The 25,992-nt window shown below is 67.3% G+C and carries 27 protein-coding genes; 12 read left to right on the top strand and 15 right to left on the bottom strand.

The genetic code is table 11. The features are described from left to right. Positions 1-39 precede the first annotated feature (39 nt). The 7 genes from copD to dkgB all read right to left on the bottom strand — a co-directional run bounded on the left by copD (position 40) and on the right by dkgB (position 4,478). Complete coding sequence (gene copD, locus Q9Q79_RS11245; RefSeq protein WP_201863962.1) at positions 40-924, bottom strand: copper homeostasis membrane protein CopD; 885 nt, start codon at positions 922-924, stop codon at positions 40-42. Between the two features lie 10 nt (positions 925-934). After that, positions 935-1,312, bottom strand: coding sequence for a copper homeostasis periplasmic binding protein CopC (gene copC / locus Q9Q79_RS11240; protein ID WP_005409841.1), 378 nt, complete (start codon positions 1,310-1,312; stop codon positions 935-937). Positions 1,313-1,438: 126 nt separating this feature from the next. Next, positions 1,439-1,762: a hypothetical protein gene (locus Q9Q79_RS11235; RefSeq protein WP_005409840.1), complete on the bottom strand. Its 324-nt coding sequence runs from the start codon at positions 1,760-1,762 to the stop codon at positions 1,439-1,441. Beyond that, positions 1,759-2,163: a cyclase family protein gene (locus tag Q9Q79_RS11230; protein ID WP_242875250.1), complete on the bottom strand. Its 405-nt coding sequence runs from the start codon at positions 2,161-2,163 to the stop codon at positions 1,759-1,761. Before Q9Q79_RS11230 ends, Q9Q79_RS11235 begins: the two co-directional genes overlap by 4 nt. Next, entirely contained in the window at positions 2,139-2,696 is a 558-nt protein-coding gene (locus Q9Q79_RS11225; protein ID WP_236672519.1) for a hypothetical protein, read from the bottom strand. Before Q9Q79_RS11225 ends, Q9Q79_RS11230 begins: the two co-directional genes overlap by 25 nt. A gap of 19 nt (positions 2,697-2,715) precedes the next feature. Beyond that, a complete protein-coding gene (locus Q9Q79_RS11220; RefSeq protein ID WP_201863964.1) occupies positions 2,716-3,663 on the bottom strand; it encodes a TIGR03571 family LLM class oxidoreductase in 948 nt (315 codons plus the stop codon). An 11-nt stretch (positions 3,664-3,674) separates the two neighbouring features. Further along, positions 3,675-4,478, bottom strand: coding sequence for a 2,5-didehydrogluconate reductase DkgB (gene dkgB, locus Q9Q79_RS11215; RefSeq protein ID WP_201862576.1), 804 nt, complete (start codon positions 4,476-4,478; stop codon positions 3,675-3,677). A gap of 118 nt (positions 4,479-4,596) precedes the next feature. On the opposite strand from dkgB, the gene Q9Q79_RS11210 reads away from it, so the two are divergent. Continuing rightward, a complete protein-coding gene (locus tag Q9Q79_RS11210; RefSeq protein ID WP_201863966.1) occupies positions 4,597-5,499 on the top strand; it encodes a LysR family transcriptional regulator in 903 nt (300 codons plus the stop codon). Positions 5,500-5,676: 177 nt separating this feature from the next. On the opposite strand, the gene Q9Q79_RS11205 is transcribed toward Q9Q79_RS11210, so the two are convergent. Next, complete coding sequence (locus Q9Q79_RS11205; protein ID WP_201861980.1) at positions 5,677-6,153, bottom strand: MerC domain-containing protein; 477 nt, start codon at positions 6,151-6,153, stop codon at positions 5,677-5,679. 32 nt (positions 6,154-6,185) lie between these two features. On the opposite strand from Q9Q79_RS11205, the gene Q9Q79_RS11200 reads away from it, so the two are divergent. The 8 genes from Q9Q79_RS11200 (at position 6,186) to Q9Q79_RS11165 (ending at position 12,813) form a co-directional block, all read left to right on the top strand. Then, positions 6,186-6,719, top strand: coding sequence for a DUF2796 domain-containing protein (locus Q9Q79_RS11200; protein ID WP_201861981.1), 534 nt, complete (start codon positions 6,186-6,188; stop codon positions 6,717-6,719). Continuing rightward, entirely contained in the window at positions 6,716-7,411 is a 696-nt protein-coding gene (locus Q9Q79_RS11195; protein ID WP_012480404.1) for an ATP-binding cassette domain-containing protein, read from the top strand. Before Q9Q79_RS11200 ends, Q9Q79_RS11195 begins: the two co-directional genes overlap by 4 nt. Beyond that, the gene (locus Q9Q79_RS11190) at positions 7,404-8,657 is read left to right on the top strand and encodes an FtsX-like permease family protein (protein ID WP_201861985.1); all 1,254 of its coding nucleotides are present in this window, start codon (positions 7,404-7,406) and stop codon (positions 8,655-8,657) included. Before Q9Q79_RS11195 ends, Q9Q79_RS11190 begins: the two co-directional genes overlap by 8 nt. 2 nt (positions 8,658-8,659) lie before the next feature. Beyond that, positions 8,660-9,211, top strand: coding sequence for a DUF3299 domain-containing protein (locus Q9Q79_RS11185; RefSeq protein WP_044570292.1), 552 nt, complete (start codon positions 8,660-8,662; stop codon positions 9,209-9,211). After that, positions 9,201-9,821: a DUF3299 domain-containing protein gene (locus tag Q9Q79_RS11180; RefSeq protein ID WP_065183953.1), complete on the top strand. Its 621-nt coding sequence runs from the start codon at positions 9,201-9,203 to the stop codon at positions 9,819-9,821. Before Q9Q79_RS11185 ends, Q9Q79_RS11180 begins: the two co-directional genes overlap by 11 nt. After that, positions 9,821-10,567: a hypothetical protein gene (locus Q9Q79_RS11175; protein WP_065183952.1), complete on the top strand. Its 747-nt coding sequence runs from the start codon at positions 9,821-9,823 to the stop codon at positions 10,565-10,567. Before Q9Q79_RS11180 ends, Q9Q79_RS11175 begins: the two co-directional genes overlap by 1 nt. A gap of 151 nt (positions 10,568-10,718) precedes the next feature. Continuing rightward, positions 10,719-12,251: an MFS transporter gene (locus Q9Q79_RS11170; RefSeq protein ID WP_049396104.1), complete on the top strand. Its 1,533-nt coding sequence runs from the start codon at positions 10,719-10,721 to the stop codon at positions 12,249-12,251. 4 nt (positions 12,252-12,255) lie between these two features. Continuing rightward, a complete protein-coding gene (locus Q9Q79_RS11165) occupies positions 12,256-12,813 on the top strand; it encodes a TetR/AcrR family transcriptional regulator (RefSeq protein WP_005409827.1) in 558 nt (185 codons plus the stop codon). 169 nt (positions 12,814-12,982) lie between these two features. On the opposite strand, the gene Q9Q79_RS11160 is transcribed toward Q9Q79_RS11165, so the two are convergent. Next, positions 12,983-13,879, bottom strand: coding sequence for an AraC family transcriptional regulator (locus Q9Q79_RS11160; protein ID WP_201861987.1), 897 nt, complete (start codon positions 13,877-13,879; stop codon positions 12,983-12,985). 106 nt (positions 13,880-13,985) lie between these two features. Between Q9Q79_RS11160 and Q9Q79_RS11155 the strand changes: the two genes are divergently transcribed. Beyond that, the gene (locus tag Q9Q79_RS11155; RefSeq protein ID WP_133050488.1) at positions 13,986-14,522 is read left to right on the top strand and encodes a peroxidase-related enzyme; all 537 of its coding nucleotides are present in this window, start codon (positions 13,986-13,988) and stop codon (positions 14,520-14,522) included. A 765-nt stretch (positions 14,523-15,287) separates the two neighbouring features. Here the strand turns inward: Q9Q79_RS11155 and fdhD are convergent. Next, entirely contained in the window at positions 15,288-16,127 is an 840-nt protein-coding gene (fdhD, locus tag Q9Q79_RS11150) for a formate dehydrogenase accessory sulfurtransferase FdhD (RefSeq protein ID WP_111198326.1), read from the bottom strand. A 244-nt stretch (positions 16,128-16,371) separates the two neighbouring features. Here fdhD and Q9Q79_RS11145 point away from each other — a divergent pair, with 244 nt between their 5' ends. Next, the gene (locus Q9Q79_RS11145; protein WP_201861989.1) at positions 16,372-18,654 is read left to right on the top strand and encodes an FdhF/YdeP family oxidoreductase; all 2,283 of its coding nucleotides are present in this window, start codon (positions 16,372-16,374) and stop codon (positions 18,652-18,654) included. Positions 18,655-18,672: 18 nt separating this feature from the next. Here the strand turns inward: Q9Q79_RS11145 and Q9Q79_RS11140 are convergent, their stop codons facing one another. Continuing rightward, entirely contained in the window at positions 18,673-19,674 is a 1,002-nt protein-coding gene (locus tag Q9Q79_RS11140; RefSeq protein ID WP_286242980.1) for a DUF4034 domain-containing protein, read from the bottom strand. A gap of 651 nt (positions 19,675-20,325) precedes the next feature. On the opposite strand from Q9Q79_RS11140, the gene Q9Q79_RS11135 reads away from it, so the two are divergent. Continuing rightward, the gene (locus Q9Q79_RS11135; protein WP_012480391.1) at positions 20,326-20,862 is read left to right on the top strand and encodes a DUF411 domain-containing protein; all 537 of its coding nucleotides are present in this window, start codon (positions 20,326-20,328) and stop codon (positions 20,860-20,862) included. Between the two features lie 122 nt (positions 20,863-20,984). Here Q9Q79_RS11135 and blaL1 read toward each other — a convergent pair whose 3' ends face one another. The 4 genes from blaL1 to Q9Q79_RS11115 form a co-directional block, all read right to left on the bottom strand. Beyond that, positions 20,985-21,857, bottom strand: a complete 873-nt coding sequence (gene blaL1, locus Q9Q79_RS11130; RefSeq protein ID WP_012480390.1) for a L1 family subclass B3 metallo-beta-lactamase — start codon at positions 21,855-21,857, stop codon at positions 20,985-20,987. A gap of 95 nt (positions 21,858-21,952) precedes the next feature. After that, complete coding sequence (locus Q9Q79_RS11125) at positions 21,953-24,382, bottom strand: TonB-dependent receptor (RefSeq protein WP_201861991.1); 2,430 nt, start codon at positions 24,380-24,382, stop codon at positions 21,953-21,955. A gap of 71 nt (positions 24,383-24,453) precedes the next feature. Next, positions 24,454-25,305, bottom strand: a complete 852-nt coding sequence (locus Q9Q79_RS11120) for a FecR domain-containing protein (RefSeq protein ID WP_049395957.1) — start codon at positions 25,303-25,305, stop codon at positions 24,454-24,456. Next, entirely contained in the window at positions 25,302-25,826 is a 525-nt protein-coding gene (locus Q9Q79_RS11115; RefSeq protein ID WP_012480387.1) for an RNA polymerase sigma factor, read from the bottom strand. The genes Q9Q79_RS11120 and Q9Q79_RS11115 overlap by 4 nt, the downstream gene beginning before the upstream one ends. Positions 25,827-25,992: the final 166 nt, after the last annotated feature.

Raw genomic sequence — 25,992 nt, 5'->3', positions numbered from 1 at the left:
CCCATCATCGCAGCTTGGGCCCGTACCGGAACGGATTGATCATGCCAGTGGGTCCAGCGTGCCAAGCACCGCGACGCAGGCCAGCACCAGCAGCGCCAGCAGCGATTCGCAGGCCAGGCTTTGGCGGAGCGAGCGCAGCGGCCTGGGTTGCCAGCCGCCACGGATGGAGACCGCCAGCGCCGGCACCAGCCGCCAGCGATGCAGCGCGGCCAGGCCCAGCATGCCACCGACCAGGGCGAGTTTGAGCAGCAGCCAGCGTCCGTGCGCGGCGCCGGTCAGGGTCTGTATGGAACCGCCGAGATCGACATAGGTATAGGTGCCGGTCATCGCCAACAGGGCGACGATGATCGTGCCAGGCACGGCGAAGCAGTGCGCGGCCTGCCACAGTTCGCGGGTACGTTCGCGCAGGCGCAGGCCCTGTGGACGCAGCGCCAGCTGCAGGATGGCGGCGATCGCGCCGACCCAGGCGCCGGCGGCGAGCAGATGCACGATGCCGGCCGTCAGCCGCAAGGTGCCGCCGAATCCATCACCGGCGGCGGCATGCCCGTTCCAGGACAGGCTGGCCAGGGCGGTGGCGGACAACGCGAGCAGCGCCAGGCGGCGCAGGCCCCGCAGCGGCGTAACGGATGCCAGCAGGGGCAGCATCGCCAGCACTGCCACGGTGCGCAGCAGGCCGGCCTTACCCACCGGCGTGCCGGTGAGGAACCAGTGCGCCGTTGCTGGGTCGATGTCGGCTGCCGGGATGCCAAGCACGCCGGACAACCGGTTTACTGCATCGATGACGACCAGGATGAGCGCAACCACGGCGAGCGTCAGCGAGATGCTGCGCGGCAGTCCGGGGCGGACGAACAGCAGCCGCCGGAACAGCAGCATCAGCACCAGGTACAGCGCCAGCCGCAGCGCATACGGCGAGAGCTCGGCCATGGCGGCGGCCTTACTTCACGGTGAAGCGGTAGTTGCCGGTCATCGGATGACTGTCCTGGCCGACCGCGCGCCATTGCAGTGCGTAGCTGCCTGCGGGCAGCGGCTTGGCGAAACGCGCGCGCAGCGTGTGGCCATCTTCGGAAATGTCCTGTGCGGTGGTGGGCATGGCCATCTTCATGCGGCCATGGTCCATGCTCAGTTCGATGCGGGTGGCACGCGGCATCACCTTCTCACTGAACTGCAGCGTGATCTCGGTCGCCGGGGCAATGGTGGCGTCGGCGGCCGGCGTCGAACGCACCAGGCTGGGATGGGCCAGGGCCAGCGGCGCAACCGCGAGGCCGGACAGGAGAAGCGCCAGGGAGGCGGAGCGGCGAAGGGAACGGGTCATGCGCGGGACACCTGTGGAAGACGTGGCCCTCAGGGTGGAGGGCGGCGCCTTTCGCCGCCCTGACCCGAACATTACCGATCTGTAATGTTCCGTCCACGCACCGGTGGTGCCGGCCGCTGGCCGGCATCACAGTGCTGCCAACGGCCCCTGCATGCGATGGAAACTGCCATCGGTGGCGGTGAACCAGGCCAGCGAACGCCCGCCGACGAAGTCGTCGACATGCACGACCGTTGCGCCATCGGCTTCCTGCCACGAAATGGCATAGACCCCTTCGCCGATCTGCTGCCACTCGCAGGCGGCTTCGCCCTGCGCACCGGCATAGGCGCCGGAAACGATGGCGTACTGCACGTGGCGGCCATCGGCGCTGTAGACATTGTCGGCGGCCAGGCCGTCATAGCTGACGCGGAAGCGGCGGCCGGCGAACAACGGCAAGGCGGGGGCCGTGTTCATCGGATCGCCACCGGGTTGATGTTGACCTGGGTCGAGCCGACGTAAAGCGGCTGGCCGAGCACGAACAGGAATTCCCAGGCCTTGTCGCGCACCAGCGCACGGCTGTCGATCAGCTCCAGGTTGTAGATGCCGCGCTTGGCCAGCATGTACTGGTTGATCGGGAACTCCTCGGTACCGTTCGGGTTCGGGTAGACCTCCGAGGCCCAGGTGTCGCCACCGAAGGCGACGATGCCCTGGTCGGCCAGCCACTTCGCGGCCTCCATGCCGATACCCGGCTCCACTTCCAGGAACTGTGTGTTGTCCTTGCCGATCAGTTCCAGCCAACCGGTGTTGAACAGCACCACGTCGCCCTTGCGCAGGCTCAGTCCCTGCTTCTTCAGCACGGCCTGGATGTCGGCCACGGTGAACTCGGTGCCGCCGGGCACGATCGCCTTGCCGTAGTACGCGGTATGTCCAGCACGACGCCGCGGGTGACCATCGGCGGTACCTTCTCGACGCCGAGCTTGCGCACACCGTCCACGGTGACGAAGTCAGCGGCCTTGTTGCCGTTGTAGTAGACGTTGTCGATGCCGATATGGCCGATGCCGTTGAGCTGGGTGCCAACGCCGGTCCAGGCGTTCACCAGTTCATCGTTGAAGGTGAACTTGTTGGGGCCCAGCGACTTGCCAGCCTGCTGGCCGACCTGCACGTTGTACAGGCGGAAGCTGCGGTGGCGGAACGCGGGCAGGTTCTTGTCCACCGGCACCGCCAGCGGATAGGTCTTGCCGGTCCTGACCAGCGAGACCGCGTGCTTGACCACGTCAGCGGTGAGCAGGTTGGCCGCGCCGATCTCGTCGTTGGCGCCGTAGGCAGAGGGATACCACTCCTCGGCGGTGGCCTGGAAGGACAGCGGCAGGGTGGCCAGCGCAAGCGCGGCCAGGGTCTTCATCTTCATGGCAAAGCTCCGGTAACTGTCAGGCCGTCGCGGTGGCGCCGGCATGGGCCGGGAAGTGCGGCAGCACGTACTCGGCGATTTCGTGGAAGGTTTCGGCCAACGGCCGTTCGTTGCGGCGGAACTGCAGGCCGATGTGGTCGACACCGGCCGCCTGCAGGGCGTGCAGCTCGGCCAGCAGGGCGTTGCGGCCGCCACGCAGGCCGAAGCGCCAGCGCTGCAGGGGGGCATCGGCATCGGCCACCAGGTCCAGGTGGATGAAGCTGGCATACGGCTTGTTGCCGGCCACGGCGCGCCACGCCGCCACGCGTTGCGCATGGTCCTGCGGCGCGCCCGGGTAGGCCAGACAACCGTCCATGTGCTGGCCGATCCATGCTGGTTGCTGCTGGGCCAGGCCGGCCACGAACAACGGCAGGGCCGGGCCATCGGCGGGCAGCACGTCCAGGCCCTGCGGCAGGTGCGCGGCGGCGCCTTCGCGCAGCAATGCGATCTGCTCGCGGAAACGGCTGCCACGGCTGTCGAAGTCGCGACCGAACAGCGGGTACTCCACCGGGCGGTCGCCACTGGCCACGCCCAGCAACAGGCGGTCGCCGCTCAGCCGCTGCACGCTGCGCGCCGACTTCAGGGTCAGCAACGGCTCACGGATCGGCAGCACCACCGCACCGGTGCCCAGCAGGATGTCATTGGTGATGCCGGCCAGGTAGCCGAGGTAACTGAATACCTCGAACACCTGCGCCGCATCGCCGAAGGCCGGGTCGTACACCGGCACGTCGCGTACCCACAGCACACGGAAGCCGAGGCGGTCGGCCAACCGTGCCAGTTCCGCATGGCGCTGCAGGTCCGGTTCACCGGGCAGGCGTCGTGCGGCGCGTCGTGCCTGTTCGCCCAGCGGCGTCCAGTCATTGTCCAGCGGTGCTTCGATGCCGATGCTGAAACCACCGGCCTGCAGCCGCGCCAACGCACTGCCCATGGCCAGGCTCCTCAGTCCCAGGCCGGGGCCAGGCCCGGCGGATCGACTTCGCGGCCGTTGCGGTCAAGTGCAGCGATCGCGGCCATGTCATCGGCATCCAGGTGCAGGTCCTGGGCGAGCAGGTTGCTGGCCAGATTCTCGCGCTTGGTCGAGGACGGGATGACCGAGTAACCCAGTTGCAGTGCCCACGCCAGCGCGACCTGGGCCACGGTGGCCTGGTGCTTGTCGGCGATGGCGGCCAGCACCGGATCCTTCAGCACCTTGCCGTAGGCCAGGGTCATGTAGGAGGTCACGGTGATGCCCTGGTCCTGCAGGAAGGCGGTCAGTGCCGGGTTCTGCAGGTAGGGGCTCAGTTCGATCTGGTTGGTGGCGATCTCGCCGGCACCGACCACCTCGATGGCCTGCCGTGTCAGCTCGATGTTGAAGTTGGACACACCGATCTGGCGGGTCAGGCCCAGCGTCTTGGCTTCGGCCAGCGCGGTCATGTACTCGCGCAGTTCAACGCCGTTGCCCGGCGCCGGCCAGTGGATCAGCAGCAGGTCGACGTAGTCGGTGCGCAGCTTCGCCAGGCTGTCGCGCAGGCTCGGGATCAGCTTGTCGGCGGCGTAGTTGTCCACCCAGATCTTGGTGGTCAGGAACAGCTGGTCGCGCGGGACGCCGAATTCGGCGATGGCCTGGCCGACTTCGGCTTCGTTGCCGTAGATCTGCGCGGTATCGACCGCACGGTAGCCAACGTCGAGGGCGTTGCGCACCGAGTCGATGACGGTCTGGCCGGTCAGGCGGAAGGTGCCGACGCCAAAGGAAGGAACGCTCATGATGGACTCCAGGGACTTCGTTGAGAGCCGGTGGGCTCGGGACAGGGCGAAGTGTGGGCGCTTTACATTTGTTGATTAAGCCGTGTATACGGGAAACGCTTTTGCGCCGAGGTAAAAAATGAAAACCACCCTGGATGAGCTGAAGGCCTTCGTGGCCGTGGTCGACAGCGGTTCGATCACGGCGGCGGCCGAGGCGCTGGAACTGACCATCTCTGCCACCAGCCGCACCCTGGCGCGGCTGGAGGACAAGCTGCAGACCACGCTGCTGCGACGGACCACGCGGCGGCTGGAACTGACCGAGGAAGGCGCGGCGTTCCTGGAGTACGCGCGCACGATCCTGGCCACGGTGGACGAGGCCGAGGAACAGATGGCCGCGCGGCGGCTGCAGCCGGTCGGGCGCCTGCGCGTGGACGCCGCCACGCCGTTCATGCTGCACGTGATCGTGCCGCTGCTTGAGGGGTTCCGTGAGCGCTACCCGCAGGTGGAGCTGGAGCTGAATTCCAATGAAGGCATCACCGACCTGATCGAGAAGCGCACCGACATAGCATTCCGCATTGGCGTGCTGCGCGACTCGACCCTGCATGCGCGGCCGATCGGCCACAGCCGCATCCGGGTGGTGGCCAGCCCCGAATACCTGCGCCGCCAGGGAACGCCCACGCGCGTGGAGCAGCTGCGTGAGCACGACCTGCTGGGCTTCACGCAGCCCAGTTCGTTGAACGAATGGCCGCTGCAGGATGCCGATGGCGGGCCTTTCGTGATCGAGCCGGCCATCGCTTCATCCAGTGGCGAGACACTGCGGCAGATGGCGGTAGCCGGGCTGGGCATCGCCTGCCTGTCTGATTTCCTGACCCGCCAGGACCGGCGTGATGGCCGCCTGGTGCAGCTGTTCGCCAGGCAGACGCAGGAAGTGCGGCAGCCGATCAACGCGGTGTACTACCGCAACACCGCGCTGGCCGCCCGCATCACCTGTTTCGTGGACCACGTGACGCAGACGCTCGGCCAGCGTCCGTTTGACGAATAGAGATCGGTAGAGCCGGCCGCTGGCCGGCTTTTCCCCTCCTGCCGGATCACAGCAGCTGCCGGCCAGCGGCCGGTACTACCAACTGTGTATCACCTGTTGCGTGGCCCATGCATGGATGGGTAGAGCCGGCCGCTGGCCGGCTGCCGGGTCCTTGGGGCTGCCGGCCAGCGGCCGGCACTACCGGCGGTTGTGCAGCGCCCGCCGGTTGCGGATGTGCGCCGCCGCCAGTAGCACGCCACCGCTGGCTGTCGCCACGCCATGCCAGAGCAGCGATTCCTTCAGCGGCAGATACAGCGAGGCCGACAGCAGCAGGATGGCGCCGGCGCAGGCCAGCCGCAGGGGCGGCCAGCGCCCGTGCCGGTGCACCCCGGCCGAGGTACTCGCCAAGGCCAGCGACGAGGCCAGCAGAGCGAACAGCCATTCCCAGCGCGACATCATCAACAGCAATGTCATCGCGCCATGGCCGGGATGCTGGAACGAGCGCAGCGCCATCATCGCGGCCGGCACGAAGGCCAGCAGCAGGGGCAGGGCGATGCAATGGGCGGCGCAGGCCATGGACAGCCAAGCACCGGCAAGATCGAAGCGGGGGTGCCAGCGTGCCGAAGTTGGCGGCTGGGCCAGGGCCCTTGCGGGCGTCGTGGGGATGTGGTCCATAATGTTACATAGTAACAATTGGAGCCTCCCCCATGAAGCGTTCTGCTGCTCTTTTCCTGCTGCTGGCTGCCAGTGCCGCGCAGGCCCATGACATCCGCCAGCACGCACCGCACGTGCACGGCCAGGCGACCGTCGATGTTGCGCTTGACCAGCAGACGCTGGAATTCGCCCTGCAGGCCCCCGGCATCGGCATCCTCGATTACGAGCGACCGCCGGCCAATGCAGCCGAGCAGGCCGCGCTGGCACGGGCTACGACAGTGCTGAAGGGCGGCAGCTGGGTCACCTTGCCCACCGCCGCAGGCTGCCGCCTTTCAGGCAACGATGCCAAGGCCGAGGGATTCGACGCGACGGCCGCCGCGCCGCCGCCGGGACAGCACCGTCACGCAGGTTTCAGCGCAACGCTGCAGTACCACTGTGCCAAACCTGCCGCGCTGCGCGCCATCGTCGTGCGCCTGCCCGTACTGTTCCCGGGTCTGCACGAAGTCATCGTCAACAGCGCAACCGCCAACGGCCAGAATCGCAGCGTGCTGACGCCCGACAGCCTGCGCGTGGTGCTGGCACCGTGAGCGCGGCACCGGTGATCTCGCTGGAAGACGTGCAGTTCGGCTACGGCATGCAGCGGGTGCTGGACATCCCGCGATTATGGGTCGAGCAGGGCAGCAGCGTATTGCTGCGGGGAATCAGCGGTGGCGGCAAAAGCACCCTGCTGGGCCTGCTGGCAGGCGTGCTGCTGCCTGGCAAGGGCCGTGTCGAGGTGGCCGGCCAGGCGCTGCAGGACATGGGAGGCGCGGCGCGGGATCGCTTCCGCGCCGACCAGCTGGGCGTGATCTTCCAGCAGTTCAACCTGCTGCCGTTCCTCAGCGTGCGCGACAACATTGCGCTGGGCCTGCGCTTTTCGCGCCTGCGCAGCGCGCGCATCAGTGGGCCGTTGGATGCCGAGATCGCCCGCCTGCTGCAGGCCCTGCAGCTCAACCCTGAGCTTATGCAGCGGCGCGCAGGTACGCTCAGTGTTGGCCAGCAACAACGCGTGGCGGCAGCACGTGCCCTGATCGGTCGTCCGGCATTGCTGCTGGCCGATGAGCCCACCTCGGCGCTTGACCGTGAAGCGGCAACCGCGTTCCTGAAGCTGATGTCCGCGCAGTGCCAGGCGGCCGGCACCACGGTGCTGGTGGTCAGCCATGACGACAGCCTGCAGCCGTTGTTCGACCGCACGATTGCCCTGTCTCAGATCAACCAGGCAGGTGCCGGCCATGCTTGAGCTTGCCTGGGCCAGCCTGCGCAGCCGTGCGTTGAGCGTGGGCCTGACCGTGCTGGTCATCACCCTCAGCGTGGTGCTGTTGCTGGGCGTCGAGCGCGTGCGCACGCAGGCACACGAAGGCTTCGCCAGCACGGTGTCGGGCACCGACCTGATCGTCGGTGCGCGTTCGGGACCGGTGAACCTGCTGCTGTATTCGGTGTTCCATATCGGCGACCCGACCAACAACGTGTCCTGGCAGTCCTACCAGGAGCTGTCCGCATTGCCGCAGGTGAAGTGGTCGGTGCCGTTGTCGCTGGGCGATTCCTGGCGCGGCTACCGGGTAGTGGGTACCACTGGCGGCTACTTTGAACACTATCGTTATGGTTCCGGCCACGCGCTGGCCTTTGCACAGGGGCGGCCCTTCGATGATCTGTATGACGTGGTGATCGGCGCGGAGGTGGCGCGCGCGCAGAAGGTCGGCCTCGGTGACCAGATCGTGCTGGCACACGGCACCGGCGCGGTCACGCTGGCCACGCATGCCGACAAGCCATTCCGTGTTGCCGGCATCCTGCAGCGCACCGGCACGCCGGTGGATTCGTCGCTGCTGGTTTCGCTGCCGGCGATCGAAGCGATCCATGTCGACTGGCGATCCGGCGTGCAGCTGCGCAGCCAGCGCGTCAGCGCCGAGCAGGCGCGCCACCTGGACCTGACTCCGACCAGCATCACCGCCTTCATGCTCGGACTGAATTCGCGCATCGCCACGTTCTCGGTACAGCGCAGGATCAACGAGTATCCGGACGAGGCGATGCTGGCGATCCTGCCCGGCGTGACCCTGCAGCAGCTGTGGCAGTCACTGGGCACCGCCGAGCGGGCGTTGCAGCTGATCAGTGCAATGGTGGTGCTGCTGGGCATGGTCTCGCTGGTGGCGCTGCTGGTCTCGACCCTGCAGGAGCGGCGGCGTGAGATGGCCATCCTGCGTGCCACCGGCGCGCGACCGGGTTACATCGCTGGCCTGCTGGTGGTGGAGGCGGTGGCGACCAGTGCGGTGGCCTGCGTGCTGGCCCTGTCGCTGCTGGTGGTCGCCAGCATTGCCGGGCGCGGCTGGGTACTGGCCACCTTCGGCCTGTCGATCACCCATGTCTGGCCGGATGGCCGCGAGCTGGCGTGGGTGGCAGGCGTGCTGGCGATCAGTGCGGCGGCTGGGCTGGTCCCGGCGTTGCTCGCTTACCGGAGCACCTTGGCCGATGGCCTTTCACCGGGAGGCTGAGCATGCGCTGGATGCTGTCGCTGCCGATGGTACTGGCCCTGGTTGCCTGCGAGCGGCCGGTGGATACCGGTGTGCAGGCCCTGCCACCCGCGCCGGTTGTCGACCGCGCTGACGCTGCGGATGCGGCAGAGCAGGAGCTGGACTGGCTGCAGATGATGCCCAAGGACGAGCTGGCCGCGCTGGAACGCGGCGAGGGCCCGGAAGTCGAACACAACGGCAACCGGCGCATGCCGCAGTTCGGCACCTTCCGCACCGTGGACACGGTACTGCAGCGGCCGGTGCGCCTGCCGGGCTACGTGGTACCACTGGCCAACGCGCAGGACGGGCGGCTGACCGAATTCCTGTTCGTGCCGTACTACGGCGCCTGCATCCACGTGCCACCACCGCCGCCGAACCAGATCGTGCACGTGGTGCTGCCGCGGCCGATCGACATGCCTGACATGTATTCGCCGTTCTTCCTGGCCGGCACCTTGCATGCCGAACGCTTGGACGACGATCTGGCCGGTTCGGCCTACACCATGCGTGACGCACAGCTGAGGCCGTATGAACCGTAGTCACCTGTTGCTGGCGTTGGGATGCCTGTGGTTGGCGGGCTGCACGGCGCCTGGCGGCGATGCGGTGGGGGTCACGCCGCAGGACAAACCGGCGCCCTCCGCCACGGCCGAAGCCCCCATCGACCGTTGGGATGCGTTGCGGCCCGACGAGGTCACCTATCAGCGCCCGCCGCCGCAGATCGGCCTGTCACGCGGTGGCATGGATGATGTGGGCAGGCTGATCGACGACACCGGCTCAGGCACGCCGCCGGGGCAGGAGATCGACCATTCCAGCCCGGATCGCGCCAAGCAGTTCGGCTCTTCGCGCGTGGTCGATGCTGTCGATGGTCGCACGGTGGATCTGGATGGCTACGTGGTACCGCTCGGCACCAACGATGCAGGATTGGTGGATGAACTGCTGTTCGTGCCGTTCTACGGCGCGTGCATCCACGTGCCGCCACCACCACCGAACCAGATCATCCACGTGACCCTGGCGACACCGATCGCGCTGGGCGATCTGTGGGATCCGTACCGGCTTGCCGGCCGCCTGCGGGTGAAGCGTTTCGACGCGGACATCGCCAGCGCGTCCTACGATGCCGCGGCAGCCACGCTGACGGTAATCCGCAACTGATGCGCAGGCGATGGATCATGGCTGCCGGGGTGCTGCTGGGCGGGGTGGTGCTGCTGCTGTGGTGGCAGCGGCAGCGCGCACCCGTCGCGCCGCCTGCGGTCGCGTTTCCGGCGCCGACGTCCAATGCCAGCCAGCGTATCGAACAGCGCCTGGGTGACGACCACGCGTTCCGCAACGACGTGCTGTTCCTGCTCGCAGCAACAGTGCGCGACCGTTGCCAGCCGGCGCAGGCGGGAGTGCTGGCGCGCATGGCCAATCGTGCGTCGCTGCCGGTGCTGGCGGCGGTGAGTGCGGTGACCCAGCAGGATCCTTCGCTGGACCGGCCGATCTACCAGTACATCCAGCATAGCGCCGATGCGACGCAGTGCGGCCAGCCGCTGCAGATGCCGTTGGCCGATGGGCGCCGCGTGGCCGTGGACATCGAACAGTACGCGCGCACGTTCCCGGACAGCTACTTCGACCCGCAACGCAGCAGCGAACCGCGGGATTTCGGCGGACTGTCGTTGCAGCAGCGCGCCGGCAACGCCTGCAACAGCGTGGTGTATTCGGTGCTGCCGCTGGGTGGCACCGACTGGCGATGCAGCAGCCTGCGCGCGAATGCCCGTGCGCGCGTGCGCGGCCTGTGCGAGGACGAACTGCGGCGCCAGCATGGTGACATTGGTGGCGAGCTGGACGCCGCCGTGGGGCAGGGCATGCAGAGCGCGGTGGTGTCGGCGATTGCCGCGCTGCCGGAGGACTGCCGGTAATCGTTCACCAGTAGAGCGAGGCCATGCCTGGCTGGCGGCCCCGTCGAGCATGCCCGCCTCTACAAAAACTGAATCGGCTGGCTCCGACGACCATAACTGCACAGGACATCCTGTATAGTTATGGTCGTAATCCACCCCGCCAGGTTCTCCCATGGCTTTGTCCCAGCCCTTGGCCGGTGCTCCGGCCCTGTCGCGTGCCCGCCGCTGGGCACTGTTGTTTACCGTCGCCGCTGGCCTGCTGCTGGTTACGCTCGACAACTCCGTGCTCTACACCGCACTGCCGACGCTGACCGAGGAACTCTCGGCCAGTGCCGGACAGGCGCTGTGGATCATCAACGCCTATCCGCTGGTGATGGCCGGCCTGCTGCTGGGTGCGGGCACGCTGGGCGACCGCATCGGCCATCGCCGCATGTTCCTGATCGGCCTGGTGGTGTTCGGCGTCGCCTCGCTGGCAGCGGCGTTCGCCGACACCGCAGCGCAGCTGATTGCCGCACGTGCCTTCCTGGCGGTCGGTGCCGCAGCGATGATGCCGGCCACGTTGGCGCTGATCGGCCTGAGCTTCCACGAAGAGCGCGAACGCAACATCGCCATCGCGATCTGGGGTTCGGTGGCCATCGTCGGCGCGGCGCTCGGACCGATCATTGGCGGCTGGCTGCTGCAGCACTTCTGGTGGGGCTCGGTGTTCCTGATCAACGTGCCGGTGGTGGTGGTCGCGTTCGTGGCCACGCTGCTGTTGGCGCCGGAAGGCCAGCGCGACACCTCGCGGCCATGGGACCTTGTGTCCTCGGTGCTGGCATTGGCGGCGCTGTCCGGCCTGGTGCTGGCGATCAAGTCGCTGATCGCTACGCCGCCGTCGTATGCGCTGGGCGCGGGCGCGCTGCTGCTGGCCGTCATCAGCGGTGCGGCGTTCGCGCGCCGCCAGCAGCAGCTGCCGTACCCGCTGCTGGACTTTGTGATCTTCCGCAATCCTGCGTTCCTGGCCGGCACGCTGTCGGCGGTGTTCACCCTGTTCGCGATGGCTGGCCTGCAGCTGGTCACCACCCAGCGCTTCCAGCTGGTGGCAGGCTTCACGCCGCTGCAGGCGGGCCTGCTGGTCTCGGTGGCGGCAATGGGCAGCCTTCCGAGCGCGCTGCTGGGCGGCAGCATCCTGCACCGGGTGGGCCTGCGCCCGCTGATCTGTGGTGGCCTGGCCGCAGGTGCGCTGGGCGTCGGCGTGGTGGCGTTCGGCTTTCCGCACGGCCTTGGCTGGGTGGTGGCTGGTATGGCCATCACCGGCTTCGGCATGGGTTCGGCCATCTCGGTGGCATCCACCGCCATCCTCAACAATGTGCCGGCACACCGCGCAGGCATGGCCTCGTCGGTCGAAGAGGTGTCCTACGAATTCGGCGGCCTGCTGGCGGTGGCGATGCTGGGCAGCCTGAGCGCCGCGATGTACAGCGCGTTCCTGCCGGTCTCGGCCGATATGCCGGTGCTCGCCCGCGGGGGGTTCACCCAGGCGCTGCATGTCGCGCGCGAGAGCGGGCAGGGTGAGTGGTTCGCACTGGCTGCGGCCGCATATGACCGTGGCTACCAGATCGTGCTGCTGGTGATCACCGTAGTGCTGGCGCTGGGCGCGACGATCCTGGCGCGCCTGCTGCGCGGCCGCGTTGGCAGCCGCGAAGGTGCGGCCGATCGCGTAAAATGAAGCGATGAGAACCAGCAAGCGCGACCGCATCCTCGACGCCGCCGTCAACGTGATCAATCGTGACGGCGTGCGTGCGGTGACCTTCGAGTCGGTGGCGGCCGAGGCCAAGCTGACCCGCGGCGGCCTGCTGTACCACTTCCCGTCGCGCGAGGCACTGCTGCGCGGCATCGACGAGCACCTGGTGCAGGCCTGGGAAACGTCGATGGAAACGCTGCTGGGCAAGCGCGCGGATGAAGCGACGGCACTGGAGCGTTACCAGACCTTCGTGCGTGTCTCGGCGCAGAGTGCCACCCGTGCCGAACTGATGTTCATGCTGGAATCGGCGGACCCGGACGCCGATGAGCGTCCGTGGGGACCGGCGGTACGGCGCTGGGCACCATCCGCGCCGGAGGCCGGGAATGTCGATCCGACGACGCTCGACAATTTCGTGGCGCGCCTGGCCGCCGATGGCCTGTGGATCTACGAGGCGATGTACGAAGGCCAGCTGGACGAAGGCGTGCGCGCCCGTGTTGCCGAGCGCATCGCCGGGTTGTTGGCGAAGTCTGACGGAACGTCCAGTTGAGCGGCCAGCCGGCGCGCAGACATCGCCCGTGGTAGAGCCGACCGCTGGTCGGCTGCCCTTCGGTCAGGCCACGAAAATGCTGCTTCGGTAGAGTCGACTGTCAGTCGACTGCTCTTCAATCAGACAGCGAAAACCCGCGCTTCGCGCGCTAGTCGACTGACAGTCGACTCTACTCCTCGCGCGTCTGCCCAGCCTGCGCGGCGCCCGCGGCCAGCCACGCCCTCGGCGATACCCCCAGCCGCTTGCGGAACGCCTTCGACAGCGAGGCGGTATCGGCAAACCCCACCTCGATCGCCACCTGCTTGACTGCCACGCCTGCCCGCAGCTGCGCGCAGGCCAGGCTCAGCCGCCAGTCCAGCAGATAAGCGGCCGGCGTCGCCTGCATCACCTCCTTGAACACCGCCGCGAACGCGCTGCGCGACATGCCGGCAGTCGCAGCCATGCGCGGCAGCGTCCATTCGTCCTGCGGCGCCTGGTGCATCGCCACCAGCGTACGGGCCAGCCGCGCATCGGACAGCCCGCGCATCAGCCCATGGCTGACGCCCGCCGCTTCCGGGTGGTCCACCACCCAGCGCAGGATCTGGATCAGCGCCACCTCGAACAGGCGGTTGGTCAGTAGCCGGGAACCGCAGCGCTGGCGATCGGCCTCGGCGAACAGCAGGTGCAGGGTGTCATCCAGTTCGCCGATCGCCGCCAGCGGCACCACCATCACCGGTGGCAGCGACTGCACGATCGGATTGCGCGCGCCGCCATCGAAGTCCAGCGTGGCGCAGGTGAAATCCGGGCCATCCAGCGGTGCGTTGAAGAACACATGGTGCAGCGGCTGCGGATACAGCAGCAGGCTGGGTGTGTCGATCTTCAACCGGGGCAGCGCGATATCGCCTCCGGGATGACGGACCTCCATTTCACCCTGGCGCAGGATGTGCAGGAAGGCACGACCGGGCTGCGGTTCGAAGACGTGGCGCCCGCACAGCGGACCGCTGTGGAACAGCGCGGCCTGCACCCGGAAGCGTTCCAGCAGGGAGGAGAGGCGGTCGGGCGCGGAAGCGTCGGCGGACACGTTCATGGATGAATGGACAACATATGTGGTTTATTGCGCCTGATTCGTCCATGGAGTCTACCTAGGATGAGCGGGTCGTCCAATCCCGGGCGCTTTCCCAAGGAGATCCACCATGTCCCGTGTCCCCCTGATCGATGCCGCCAATACCACCGCCGACCGTCAGGCCCTGCTGGGCCAGGTCCACGCCGCCTTCGGCGCCACCCCGGCCATGTTCCGTGCCGTGGCCAATTCGCCGGCCGCGCTGCAGAGCATGTGGGGTTCGTTCGGCGCGCTGGGCGGCGGTCGCCTGTCGCCGCTGCTGGGCGAGCAGATCGCCGTGGCCATTGCCAACCGCAATGCCTGCGAGTACTGCCTGGCCGCGCACACCGCGCTGGGCCGCAAGGCCGGCGCCAGCGGCGAGCAGATGGCCGCTGCGCAGATCGGCCAGTCCAACGACCCGGCTACCGCCGCTGCACTGGACTTCGCGCTGAAGGTAGTCGAGCAACGAGCGCAGATTGCCGATGGCGATGTGCAGGCGTTGCGTGCGGCTGGCTTCGATGATGAGCAGATCGTTGAGATCCTCGCCCACGTCGCGCTCAACCTGTTCACCAACTACGTCAACGTAGCGTTCGACGTCCCGGTGGACTTCCCGAAGGTCGCGCTGCGCTGAGATCTGGCCTGGCCCGGGTGGCAGTGGTCGCCCGGGCCGGTCTGAATGGAGCCGACCGGGTAGACGGGTAGAGTCGACTGTCAGTCGACTATCGCGCGCAGCGCGGGGTTTTCGGGGGGTCTGAACGAAGAGCAGTCGACTGACAGTCGACTCTACAACGCAGCGTTCGACGTGCCGGTGGACTTCCCGAAGGTGGCGCTGCGCTGAGATCTGGCCTGGCCCGGGTGGCAGTGGTCGCCCGGGCCGGTCTGATTGGAGCCGACCGGGTAGAGTCGACTGTCAGTCGACTATCGCGCGCAGCGCGGGGTTTCCGGGGGGTCTGAACGAAGAGCAGTCGACTCTACAACGCAGCGTTACTTGCCGGTGGACTTCCCGAAGGTCGCGCTGCGCTGAGATTCGGTTCGGCCCGGGTGGCAGCGGGCCGCCCGGGCCGGTCTGAATGGAGCCGACCGGGTAGAGTCGACTGTCAGTCGACTATCGCGCGCAGCGCGGGGTTTTCGGGGGTCTGAACGAGGAGCAGTCGACTGACAGTTGACTCTACAACGCAGCGTTTGACGTGCCGGTGGACTTCCCGAAGGTCGCGCTGCGCTGAGACCTGGCCTGGCCCGGGTGGCAGTGGTCGCCCGGGCCGGTCTGAATGGAGCCGACCGGGTAGAGTCGACTGTCAGTCGACTATCGCGCGCAGCGCGGGGTTTTCGGGGGGGCTGAACGAAGAGCAGTCGACTGACAGTCGACTCTACCCAGTCGACGACTACCCAGTCGACGCTAAATGTCGTCTGCCTGCAGCCGCTCGGGATGGGTATACACATTGAACCCGCTTTCCCGTGCGAACCCGACCAGGCACAGGCCGGCACTGCGGGCCAGGTCGATCGCCAGCGCGGTCGGCGCCGAAACCGCCGCCAGCACGCTGGCTCCCGCACGCGCTGCCTTGCTGACCATTTCGTAGCTGGCGCGGCTGGAAATCACCAGCAACCCACCGTCGATGGCGTGCTCGTTGTGATGCAGGGCGCCGATCAGCTTGTCCAGTGCATTGTGGCGACCCACGTCCTCGCGTACCCAACCGATGCGCCCACTGGCGTCGGCCCAGGCCGCGGCGTGGATCGAACCGCTTGCCGCATTCATCGGCTGGTGCTGCGCCAAGGTCGCCACCGCCCGCTGCAGGGCGGTGGCGGAATAGCTGCGGCGTTCGCGGATCTGCGGCAGCGGTCGCAGCACTTCCTCCAGCTGGCGCGTGCCGCACAGGCCGCAGCCACCACGGCCGGGCAGCAGGCGCCCATTGGCGGGGTCCAGGCCGGCACCGGGTGCCTCCTCGGCCACGGTCATCTGCAGTTCGATGCCTTCCAGCTGTGGGCGGATGTCGATCGACAGCAGCTGCGAGGGCGTAGCAATCAGTCCCTCGCTGAGCGAGAACCCAAGCGCAAAGTCCTCCAGGTCGCAGGGCGTGGCCATCATCACCGCGAAGGCGGCGTCGTTGTAACGCAGCGCCACCGGCACTTCCTCGGCCACCACGTCGACCAGGGGCTGTCGCCCCTCGCTGCGCCAGCGCTGCAACGGGCGCTGGGCCGTGCCGGCAGGCGGGGTGTGCGGTGGGGTCGAATCAGGCATGCAGCGCGTCCGGACAAGGGAGATACGCAGGTGGTGGACCACCCACGCCATCGAGAATAGCGCAGTGGCCATGCGCTGACGCAGGTGTAACCGTTGTCATGGCAGGCTGCGCTGAAAACAGCGCGCACCCACTGGCGAAGCCGTGCAGGCCGTGTTTGACTGTGGGGCTGGCTGTGCGTCCGAAAGCGCCGCCGGACCGCGTTGTGCCCATTGTTGCCGCGTTCCTCCCGTCAGGTTCCCGAACATGTCCGAGCAGAAGCCGCCGCGTTACAAGCCCTACAACCAGCCCGCCGGTGGTTGGGGTGCCGCCGGAGCCACCGCCAAGGTGTTGCTGCAGCAGAGTGTGATCGGCAAGGGGTCGAAGGCGTTGCTGGCGATGAACCAGCCCGGTGGCTTCAAGTGCCCCAGCTGCGCGTTCCCCGATGCCGACGAACGCAAGAAGCTGGAGTTCTGCGAGAACGGCGCGAAGGCACTGGCCTGGGAAGCCACCCAGTTCCGTGCCGGTCGTGAGCTGTTCGCCCGGCATACCGTTACCGAGCTGATGGCGCAGACCGACTACTGGCTGGAGATGCAGGGCCGGTTGACCGAGCCGATGCGCTACGACGCGGCCACCGATCACTACGTGCCGTGCAGCTGGGACGATGCCTTCGCACTGATCGGCCGCCACCTGCAGGCGCTGGACAGCCCGCACCAGGCCGAGTTCTATACCTCCGGACGCACGCCCAACGAAGCGGCGTTCCTGTATTCGATCTTCGTGCGCGAGTTCGGCACCAATAATTTTCCGGACTGCTCGAACATGTGCCACGAGCCGACCAGCCGCGGCCTGCCGCCGGCCATCGGGGTGGGCAAGGGCACCATCGTGCTGCAGGATTTCGAGCACGCCGAGGCGATCTTCGTGATCGGCCAGAACACCGGCACCAATTCACCGCGGATGATGAGCAACCTGGTCGAGGCGCGCAAACGCGGCATTCCGATCGTGGCGGTCAACCCGATGCCCGAGCGCGCGCTGATCCGCTTCGCCGAGCCGCAGGACATGGTGCAGATGGCCACGTTCGGTTCGACCGAGATCACCAGCGAGTTCGTGCACATCCGCATCGGCGGCGACCTGGCCCTGATCAAGGGCATGATGAAGGTGATGTTCGAGCGCGAGGCGCAGGGTGAGCGTGTGCTCGACCATGCCTTCCTCGCCGAACACACGGTGGGCCTGGAGCCGCTGCGCGAAGACGTGATGGCGCAGGACTGGGACCAGATCGTGCAGGTTTCCGGCATTTCGCAGGCGCAGATCCGTCGCTGTGCGGAGATCTACATCCGCTCCAATGCCACCGTGATCTGCTACGGCATGGGGCTGACCCAGCACCAGTACGGCTCGCGCCTGCTGCAGCAGGTCGCCAACCTGCTGTTGCTGCGTGGCAACTTCGGCAAGCCCGGTGCTGGCATCGGGCCGATCCGGGGCCATTCCAATGTGCAGGGCGACCGCACCGTCGGCATCGACGAGAAGCCCAAGCCGGCCTATCTCGACCGCGTGCAGCAGGTGTTCGGCTTCGACCCGCCGCGTGAGCATGGCCACCATGTGGTCGAATCCATCGAGGCGATGCTGGACGGCAGCGCCAGGGTGTTCATCGGCCTGGGTGGCAACTTCATTCATGCCGTGCCCGATACGCCGCGCGCGTACGAGGCAATGCGTGGGCTGGACCTGACCGTGGGGATCGCCACCAAGCTCAACCGTGGGCACCTGGTTCATGGCCGCGATGCGCTGATCCTGCCGGTGGTGGCGCGCTCGGAGCGCATCGTCACGCCGGCCGGCGAGCAGTTCGTCACCATCGAAGACGCGATGTCCAATGTGACCGCCTCGCGCGGCGTGCTCGAACCGGTCAGCGCCGATGTGTTGCCCGAGGTCGAAATCGTCTGCCGCATGGCGCTGGCCACACTGCCCGACAGCAGGGTTGACTGGGCCGGCTGCATGCACGACTACGCACCCATCCGCGAGCTGATTGCTGCGGTGTATCCGGAGATCTACACCGGCTTCAACGAGCGCATCCGGCAGCCACACGGTTTCCATCTGGACATTCCGCCGCGCCGCCGGGTGTGGCCCACGCCGAATGGCAAGGCCAACATCCTGGTAATGCCCGGCCTGGACGTGGACGACCCCGTACATGACCCGGACATGCTGCGGTTGGCCACGGTGCGCTCGCACGATCAGTACAACACCACCATCTACAGCTACAACGACCGCTACCGCGGCGTGTACAACGATCGCATGGTGCTGTTCATGAACATCGAGGACCGGCTGGCGCGCGGGCTGGACAAGGAGGCGCGGGTCAGCCTGGAGACGATCAGCGGTGATGGCGTGCAGCGGCGCATCGAGGGCCTGACCGTACTGGACTACCCGATGCCGCGCGGCGCGCTGGCCGGCTACTACCCCGAACTGAACCCGTTGTTGCCGCTGGACTACTACGACCGCCTCAGCGGCACGCCGGCGGCCAAGTCGATCCCGGTGCGGATGCGGGCGATGGCGGCGGTCGCCTAGCAGTGGATGAATCCAGTCCTATGGGCCTTCGGCATGTGGGTTGGGTTCATCCAGAGCAAAGGAACAACGGAAATAGTTGGCCGTATCCCGCCAAGCGCCAACGATCGGTTCCTGGATCTGCGCCAGCAGTTCACGGGCCTTGACGGGATCATTGGCCTGGCAGGCGAAGTACGCGAATGATTGCAGGTTCCATGGTGAGGGATAACGTGACAGCACGTCTTCGAAGCCGCGTTTCATGGTCGGCCAGTTCACTTTCGACGCGGTGAACAAACGGTCCTCGTACTCTCGCTGCGAGGCGACCCAGTAGATACGGGCGTACAGCATGTATTGGTCCTGCGGTGGGGCCGCAGCCATGACCCTGCGTGCATAGGCTTCCAGGCCAGCCGGATCGCCTCCCCACTTCGGAGCGAAATAGCGCACGGCAGCAAAGTAGAGCGGGAAGTAGCCCGGATAGCGCGCGATGCCTTCGTCATGCAATGCGAAGAAGCGGTCTGCATCCCAACTCTGTTCGATCGCCCGGTGTTCCATCGACTCGTACCAGTACGGGTCCGTGCTGGCGATGTCCTTGTATTTCAGCAGGTAGTCAACGGCCTGCTGCTGCAGCGCCTTGAACGGTGCCCAGTCCTCTTCCTTCACCGTATTTGCATAGCCGGGGCCGCGGATGCTCCAGCCTTGGCGGCTGAGCATCTCAGCCATGGCCAGGCGCGCCGACGGCGACCTGGGGTAGCGCGAGATCCACGCCTGCACGAGCTTCTCGCGACCCTGCCAGTAGGCCGGGTCACGGTTGCTCATGCTGAAGGCATAGCCGATGCCTACGTAGTACGCCGAAAGCTTCCAGACACCACTGCTGAAGTAGCGATCCGTATCCCGGTAACGACTGGCGAGTTGCTCCAGTCTGGCGAAATCCTGCTTCTCCAGCAGTTGCTGTGCCTGCCGGGAGACTTCAGCGCGTTCGCTTGCTTCATCTTCGCTTGGTTCTTCGGCGTGGGTGATGGTCGCGCACGACAACAGCAGCACCACAAGCAGTGTTCGCATGAATCCATTCATGAGGGAAACTCCGTGTCGGGGACAGGGGCAGCGGCGTGGCAATGCAGGGTGGCACGATTGCCATCTCGCCATAGCAAGGGGCGTCGCGCAAGTCGACCGCGTGGTTGTCAAGCTGTCAGGGTCGTTGCCAGCCCACTGAGGGCGCCTGCATCGGCTATCATCGGCGGGTGAACCTGCCTGGCCTGCTGCTGCGTTGGATGCTGCTTGTCGCCCTGGTGCTGAATGCACCGGCGCTGGCGCTTGCCTCGTCTTCGTACGGCGGATCGGCCAATCAGGATCACTGCGCTGCACCGCACGCGGCCGCGATGGCGGCAGCCGGCTGCTGCGATGATACGGCCCCGGCGGCCTGCCAGAGTGGTGAGTGCGAATGCCCACCCGCCTGTCTTGGCATGCTGGCGACATTGAGCGGAACGCCGGCCTCGCCCTGGCGCGAAGCGCCTGTTCCGGCCAATGCCCAGCAACGCGCACCGCCGCCGAGACTCGACCCGCTGCGGCCCCCCATCGCGTGATTTCCTGCAGGCCCTACGCGCCTGCCGTAGCTGCTCGACTTCTTCTCGACTCTGCCCGCGCCTTCGATGCGCGGGCGGCGGGCTACGTTGCCCGCCTCTGCAAAGGAATCACTCAATGAACGGTACTCTCTCCCTCGGCCTGCTGCTGGGCACCGTGCTGGCCACGACCGCCTGCGCTCGTGCCGCCGAAGAATCCTCCGCGGCACCGGTCGCCAGCGAAGCACCGGCACCGGCCCAGACCAGCCCGGCCAAGATCGATCCAGCCTTGCCGGTCGCCATCGTGCACAAGACCGCCAGCTGCGGTTGCTGCGGCATCTGGGTCGACCACCTGAAGGCCGCCGGCTTCCAGGTCGATGTGCGCGACACCGATGACATGAACCCGATCAAGGTCCGCTTGGGCGTGCCGGTCGGCAAGGCCTCCTGCCATACCGCCGAGATCGGCGGTTACGTGGTCGAGGGTCACATCCCGGCCGAGGACATCAAGCGCCTGCTGGCCGAACGCCCGGCCGCGCGCGGGCTGGTGCTGCCCGGCATGCCGGCCGGTTCGCCGGGCATGGAAATGCCGGACGGCTACGTGCAGCCGTACACCGTCGAGCTGGTGCGCACCGACGGCAGCACCGAGCCGTTTGCCCAGCACGGGCAAGGTGGCTGACAGCCAGTGGTGGTGCCGGTCGGTCTGACCGGCACCTTTCCTCGCGGCCGACTTGCTCTTTACAGAGTCGAGCCGTGCTCGACTGCTCTGCGGCTCCGTCGAGCAAGCTCGACGCTTCGGAATCAGCGGGTCCCGGCCGTTTCCCTGGCCAACTGCGCGTCGAACTTCTTCTCGGCCGCATCCGCGTAGGCGTTGCAGGTCAGTGCCTCGGCGCTGGCCTTGCTGCCGACGGCGTAGTTCCAGTTGCTGGCGCCCGGATGCGGGGTGAGCAGCAGATCGCAGGGCAGCGCCCGTACCGTTGCGAAGCTGCGCTTGTAGTCCTCGATCAAGCGCGGATAACGGGGATTGCCCTTCAGCTGGTAACCCGGTGCACTCAGGCTGTCGGCGTAGGCGATGCGCACCGGCTTCCCATCGCGGGTGTCGGTCCAGGTCCAGGCGGTGCTGCCCGGGGTGTGCCCCGGCATGAAGTGCGCGGTGAATGCGATGCCGCCCACCGTGACCACTTCGCCGTCCATGATGATGCGGTCGGCGCTGGCCGGCGGATAGGTGATGCCGTCGCCAAAGTGCAGGTCGTTGCTGCCGCCGCGCGCCAGCAGCACCGCCGTTTCTGCATTGGCCGCCACATGCGCGCCGGTGCGACGCTTGAGCTCGGCGACCGGGCCGGCGTGGTCGGCATGCGCATGGCTGAGCAGGATCAATCGCAGGTCCTGCGGGGCCACGCCGCGCAGCTTCATGTTGTCCAGCAGGTGACCGGCCATCTGTGGCATGCCGCCATCCAGCAGTACTGCGCCCTCGGCGGTCTGCACCAGCAGCGCGGTCAGGTCCTCGGTGCCGATCTGCCAGGTGTGGTCGGCAACCTGCAGCGGCGCCATCGGCTGCAGCCAGGACGCATCCACGGTATAGGCCCGCAGTTGTGGCAGCGGTGCCTCGGCGGCGCTGGCGTGGACGGCCGGAAGAGCGACGGCCAGGGCGAAGGCGAGCAGGGTAAAACGCATGATCCACGTCCGCTTGAAGGAGGCCCAGAAACTAGCATGGGCCTCCTTCATCGCGTCTCGCATAGATTTCATGGCTCCCATAAGGACGCCATGGATCAGTACCGGTACTGCCATCCCAGCGTCAGCACCCGGCCGCGGCCGGAGAAATAGCTCGGGTTCGACGGCGTGGTCTGCGAGTAGTAGCTGATGTACTGCCTGTCCGCCAGGTTCTGCACGCCCAGCGTGAAGGCATGCTTGTCCAGCGTATAGCGCGCGACCAGATCCACGGTGGTGTAACCCTTGAACTCGGCCACCCGCGCGCCACGCAGGTCGAAGTCGCGGTCGAAGGCGTGACTGGCCTGCAGGCGGGTGCTCAGCTGCGGCGTCCAGCTCTGTTCCCAGAACGCAGTCAGCCGGTTCGGCGCGATGTTCACACCAGCCAGGTCGCTGTCGAGGCGACCGTCAACGTCGGCGTCGTAGCGGCCGTTGGCGCGTGCATAGCCCAGTCCGAGGCGGCTGTTGCCCAACCGCAGGCGAAGGTTGCTTTCAAAGCCTTCCACGCGGGTGGCCTGGCGCTGCACCGCATAGGCATCGATGCCCGGATCGTAGATCAGCACCGAGCCCAGCTCGGATTCGGAGGTGTAGTAGGCAATGTCACCGCTGAAGCGGCCATCGTCGTACTCCAGGCCGATCTCGCGGTTGTCCGACACCACCGGTGACAGGTCGACGAGGCTGTCCACGCGTTGTCCGTCGCGGTTGATCGCGCGCAGCACGCGGCCGACGTCGGCCACGGTGTAGCCTTCCGAGTACGAGGCATAGGCGTTGAGGCGATCGTTGATGTACCAGACCGCGCCGAAGTTGGGCAGGGTCTCGCTCATGGTCGGCTTGCCACCGGCCACCTTGCGTGCGCCGTAACGGGGCAGGGTGGTGTAGTCGCCTACTTCCAGCTCGCCCTTTTCGTAGCGCAGGCCGCCGGACAGCATCAGGTGATCGGTCGGCCACCAGTGCAGCTGCAGCAGCGGTGACAGGCTCTGGTAGGTGGTCTGCGGCACCCAGTTCATGCCACTGGCCAGCAGCACCTGGTGGGTGCGGTCGCGCAGGCCGTCCAGGCCCAGGGTCACGTCCAGCGTGGTGTCGGCGATGCGGCTCCAGCTCTGGGTCAGCTTGAAGCCGCGCTTGTCCGATTCGTTCTGGGTCTGGTCCCAGGCGGCATTGGCGCCGGTGTTGCCCCATGGATCCCATTGGCTGGCACCGTAGCGGCCTTCGAAATCGACCGCGAAGGCCTGCGCCTGGAAACGGCCGCCGAGCAGGTCGGCGGCGCTGTAGTCCACCGTCAGCGAACGCGAGCGGTTCATCGGCGGATCGAGCGGCGTATCGCCGGGAACCGAAATGGTCGGGCGACCGGTCCGGTAGTCACCGTTGATGGGCAGGTAGTTGTCCAGCCCGCGCAGTTCGTAGCGGTTGGCCATGACCTGCAGGCGGTGGCCGTCGGCAATGTTCCAGCCCAGCTTGGCAAATACGTTCGATGAGGTCGAGTCCATCAGCTCGCCCTGCGCGTTGGTGCCGATCGATCGGCCCTCGCCGTCGTGATACAGGCCCTGCTTCTCATAGGCCAGGCCAGCGACCAGGTCGAACTGCTCGCCGCGCACGCCCACCAGTGCCGAGCCGCGCTGGCCATTGTCGTCGTGGCGGCTGGGCACGGCAGCGCTGTAGCTGACATTGGTGTCGAGCAGGAACGCGCCCGGCTCATTGGGCGCACTGCGGGTGATGATGTTGACGATGCCGCCGGTACCGCCGATGCCCTGCAGCGCGTTGGCACCGTGGATGACCTCGATGCGTTCGATCATCGCCGGGTCGATGGTGTGCGAATCACGCGAGCCATCGCGCAGCGGCGTGGACTGCGGCACGCCGTCGACCATGTACAGGATGCCGCGGCCGCGCATGGTTTCGCCGTAGTTGGACATCTTCTCGCGCGCCGGGGCAAACGCCGGGATCTGCGACGACAGCACCCGCGACACATCCGAGCTCAATGCCAGCTGCTGGGCGATGTCCTCGCGGGTCAGCACCGTGATGGTATTGGGCATGGCGGTCTCGCCCTGCGGCATGCGCGCGGTCGAGGCCGAGACCGTGACGCGGGCCAGCGACGTCGTCGAGGCGGATGACGGCGCCGATGATGCGGCCCGGGCCGGGATGCGCGGCTTCGCCGGCGCTGGCGCGGCACTCACCACGAACACCCCTGGCGAACGTTCCTGCATCGCCAGGCCTTGGCCTGCCAGCAGCCGCTGCAGGGCCTCACGCGGGGTGTAGCGGCCATCAACAGCCGGGGCGCTGCGGCCGCTCACGCTGTCGGCGGCGAACAGCAGCTGGATGCCACTCTGCCGCGCCAGCGCAGTGAGCGAGGCCTGCAACGGGCCGGCCGGCAGGTGCAGCTCGACGGGCGCGGATGCAGCGGTCTGCGCAGTGGCGGGCAGGGCCGCACAGAGGCAGGCAGCGAGCAGGGTAGGGGCCAGCCGGCGCAGGGCGGCAGGCGGAACAGGGCGGGTCATGCGGGGGTCCTTCGGAAGGGTTCAAGCACTTGCCGGATGGGACGACGCGCAACCCACCCTCGGTGTGGCATTCAATCGCGGGCGCGCAGATGCAGGCTGCCATCGGAAGCGGTGTGCACCTGTACCGGCAGGATCTCGGGCAGCAGCGCGAGTACGGTTTCGGCGCGGTCGGCATCGAAGACGCCTGACACCTGCAGCGGCCCCAGTACCGGGTCGTCCAGCACGATGGGACGGTCGTGATAGCGCTGCAGGATGCGCAGCACCTCGGCCAACGGCATGCGGTCGAACTGCAACCGCCCACGGGTCCAGTCGGCTCGATCCGGGTCCACCGCTTCCGGCGGAGACAACGATCCTGGCTGGGCCAGCACACGCTGCCCCGGCTTCAGGCGCTGCTCGGCGCCCCCGCCGTCCACACGCACGCCCACCTCGCCGCGCCACAGGGTTACCTCGCTGAGGCTACCCTGCCGGTCAACGTCGAACACCGTGCCGTAGTTGCGCACATGCACCGCCCCGGCCTCGACCTCGAACGGGCGCCAGGTCGAGTGCCGCACCTGGAAACGGGCCTGGCCCTGCACCAGCACCACCTGCCGCGAGCGGATGTGCCTGCGAACCTGCAGATGGGTACCGGCGTCGAGCAGCAGATGGCTGCCATCGGGCAGGCGGATGCCGCGGCGTTCGCCCACCGCGCTCCGATAGTCGTGCACCTGCCATGCCGGGTCGGCAATGAACACGCCCGTGGCCGTGATCAGCAGCAGCGGCAGGACGATCTTCGCCGCACGTCCACCGCGACGACGCTGCAGCGCATCCGCGCTGGGCATGGGGAAGCGTTCCTTCAGGGCATCGCGATGCTGGTCCAGCACCTGGTCGGTGGTTGCGGGTTGGACCGGCGGTTGCGGTGTGGACGGCGGCGGTTGTGGGCTCATCGCAGGCCAGCCGACCGTTGGCAATCGACCATGGCCAGGCGCAGGTGGCGCTCCACCGCCTTCTGGCCGATACCCATGCGGCGGGCAACCTCAGCCTGTGGCAGTTCGTGGATCTTGTGCAGGATGAAGACCTGCTGGCGGCGGCAGGGCATGCGTTCGATGGTGGCGCCCAATCGTTGCAGTGCCTGTTGTCCCTGCGCCTGCTGCTCAGGCCCGGGGCGCGGGCAGGCGTCATCGGGCAGCTCGGCACGCGCCTCCACCCAGTGCCGGCGCAGATCCTCGGCGCGGCAGCGATCCACCGCCGTATCGTGCGCGATCCGCCGCAGCAGCGCGATGGGTTGCCGTGCATCGTAGGCGGCCGGGCGTTCCAGCAGGCGCACGCAGACATCGTGCACCACCTCACGAGCCAAACCCGGCGAGCGGAAACGGCGGCGCAGGTACTCCACCAGTTCCTCGTAATGGCGCACCAGCGAGGACACCAGCGGCAGCGCGGGAGGGGGTAGGGAAGGCAGCTGGGACATCCGGACCGGAAGCAAGGGCAAGGGGCGCGCGCGGGGGAGGGCATCCCTGCGCGATGACGCAATACTAATGGGAACCGTTCGCGTTTGTCATGTGGGGCGCGGGTCGGGGATTGTTCGTCGGAACTGGAAAGTGAAACCACGATCATCGTCTGGAGCGCAGAATCGG

Origin of the sequence: Stenotrophomonas sp. a6 (assembly GCF_030913325.1) — a bacterium.
GTDB classification, from domain to species: Bacteria; Pseudomonadota; Gammaproteobacteria; order Xanthomonadales; family Xanthomonadaceae; genus Stenotrophomonas; species Stenotrophomonas maltophilia.
This window is presented reverse-complemented; position numbering and strand designations above follow the sequence as displayed.

Coding starts and splice junctions, on each gene's coding strand:
- Q9Q79_RS11205 (WP_201861980.1), bottom strand. CDS start 6,153: ATGGACCACATCCCCACGACGCCCGCAAGGGCCCTGGCCCAGCCGCCA.
- Q9Q79_RS11145 (WP_201861989.1), top strand. CDS start 16,372: ATGTCCGAGCAGAAGCCGCCGCGTTACAAGCCCTACAACCAGCCCGCC.
- Q9Q79_RS11175 (WP_065183952.1), top strand. CDS start 9,821: ATGCGCAGGCGATGGATCATGGCTGCCGGGGTGCTGCTGGGCGGGGTG.
- Q9Q79_RS11120 (WP_049395957.1), bottom strand. CDS start 25,305: ATGAGCCCACAACCGCCGCCGTCCACACCGCAACCGCCGGTCCAACCC.
- fdhD (WP_111198326.1), bottom strand. CDS start 16,127: ATGCCTGATTCGACCCCACCGCACACCCCGCCTGCCGGCACGGCCCAG.
- Q9Q79_RS11135 (WP_012480391.1), top strand. CDS start 20,326: ATGAACGGTACTCTCTCCCTCGGCCTGCTGCTGGGCACCGTGCTGGCC.
- blaL1 (WP_012480390.1), bottom strand. CDS start 21,857: ATGCGTTTTACCCTGCTCGCCTTCGCCCTGGCCGTCGCTCTTCCGGCC.
- Q9Q79_RS11115 (WP_012480387.1), bottom strand. CDS start 25,826: ATGTCCCAGCTGCCTTCCCTACCCCCTCCCGCGCTGCCGCTGGTGTCC.
- Q9Q79_RS11235 (WP_005409840.1), bottom strand. CDS start 1,762: ATGAACACGGCCCCCGCCTTGCCGTTGTTCGCCGGCCGCCGCTTCCGC.
- Q9Q79_RS11155 (WP_133050488.1), top strand. CDS start 13,986: ATGTCCCGTGTCCCCCTGATCGATGCCGCCAATACCACCGCCGACCGT.
- Q9Q79_RS11225 (WP_236672519.1), bottom strand. CDS start 2,696: ATGAAGATGAAGACCCTGGCCGCGCTTGCGCTGGCCACCCTGCCGCTG.
- Q9Q79_RS11190 (WP_201861985.1), top strand. CDS start 7,404: ATGCTTGAGCTTGCCTGGGCCAGCCTGCGCAGCCGTGCGTTGAGCGTG.
- dkgB (WP_201862576.1), bottom strand. CDS start 4,478: ATGAGCGTTCCTTCCTTTGGCGTCGGCACCTTCCGCCTGACCGGCCAG.
- Q9Q79_RS11200 (WP_201861981.1), top strand. CDS start 6,186: ATGAAGCGTTCTGCTGCTCTTTTCCTGCTGCTGGCTGCCAGTGCCGCG.
- Q9Q79_RS11160 (WP_201861987.1), bottom strand. CDS start 13,879: ATGAACGTGTCCGCCGACGCTTCCGCGCCCGACCGCCTCTCCTCCCTG.
- Q9Q79_RS11180 (WP_065183953.1), top strand. CDS start 9,201: ATGAACCGTAGTCACCTGTTGCTGGCGTTGGGATGCCTGTGGTTGGCG.
- Q9Q79_RS11170 (WP_049396104.1), top strand. CDS start 10,719: ATGGCTTTGTCCCAGCCCTTGGCCGGTGCTCCGGCCCTGTCGCGTGCC.
- Q9Q79_RS11220 (WP_201863964.1), bottom strand. CDS start 3,663: ATGGGCAGTGCGTTGGCGCGGCTGCAGGCCGGTGGTTTCAGCATCGGC.
- copD (WP_201863962.1), bottom strand. CDS start 924: ATGGCCGAGCTCTCGCCGTATGCGCTGCGGCTGGCGCTGTACCTGGTG.
- Q9Q79_RS11185 (WP_044570292.1), top strand. CDS start 8,660: ATGCGCTGGATGCTGTCGCTGCCGATGGTACTGGCCCTGGTTGCCTGC.
- Q9Q79_RS11165 (WP_005409827.1), top strand. CDS start 12,256: ATGAGAACCAGCAAGCGCGACCGCATCCTCGACGCCGCCGTCAACGTG.
- Q9Q79_RS11210 (WP_201863966.1), top strand. CDS start 4,597: ATGAAAACCACCCTGGATGAGCTGAAGGCCTTCGTGGCCGTGGTCGAC.
- copC (WP_005409841.1), bottom strand. CDS start 1,312: ATGACCCGTTCCCTTCGCCGCTCCGCCTCCCTGGCGCTTCTCCTGTCC.
- Q9Q79_RS11125 (WP_201861991.1), bottom strand. CDS start 24,382: ATGACCCGCCCTGTTCCGCCTGCCGCCCTGCGCCGGCTGGCCCCTACC.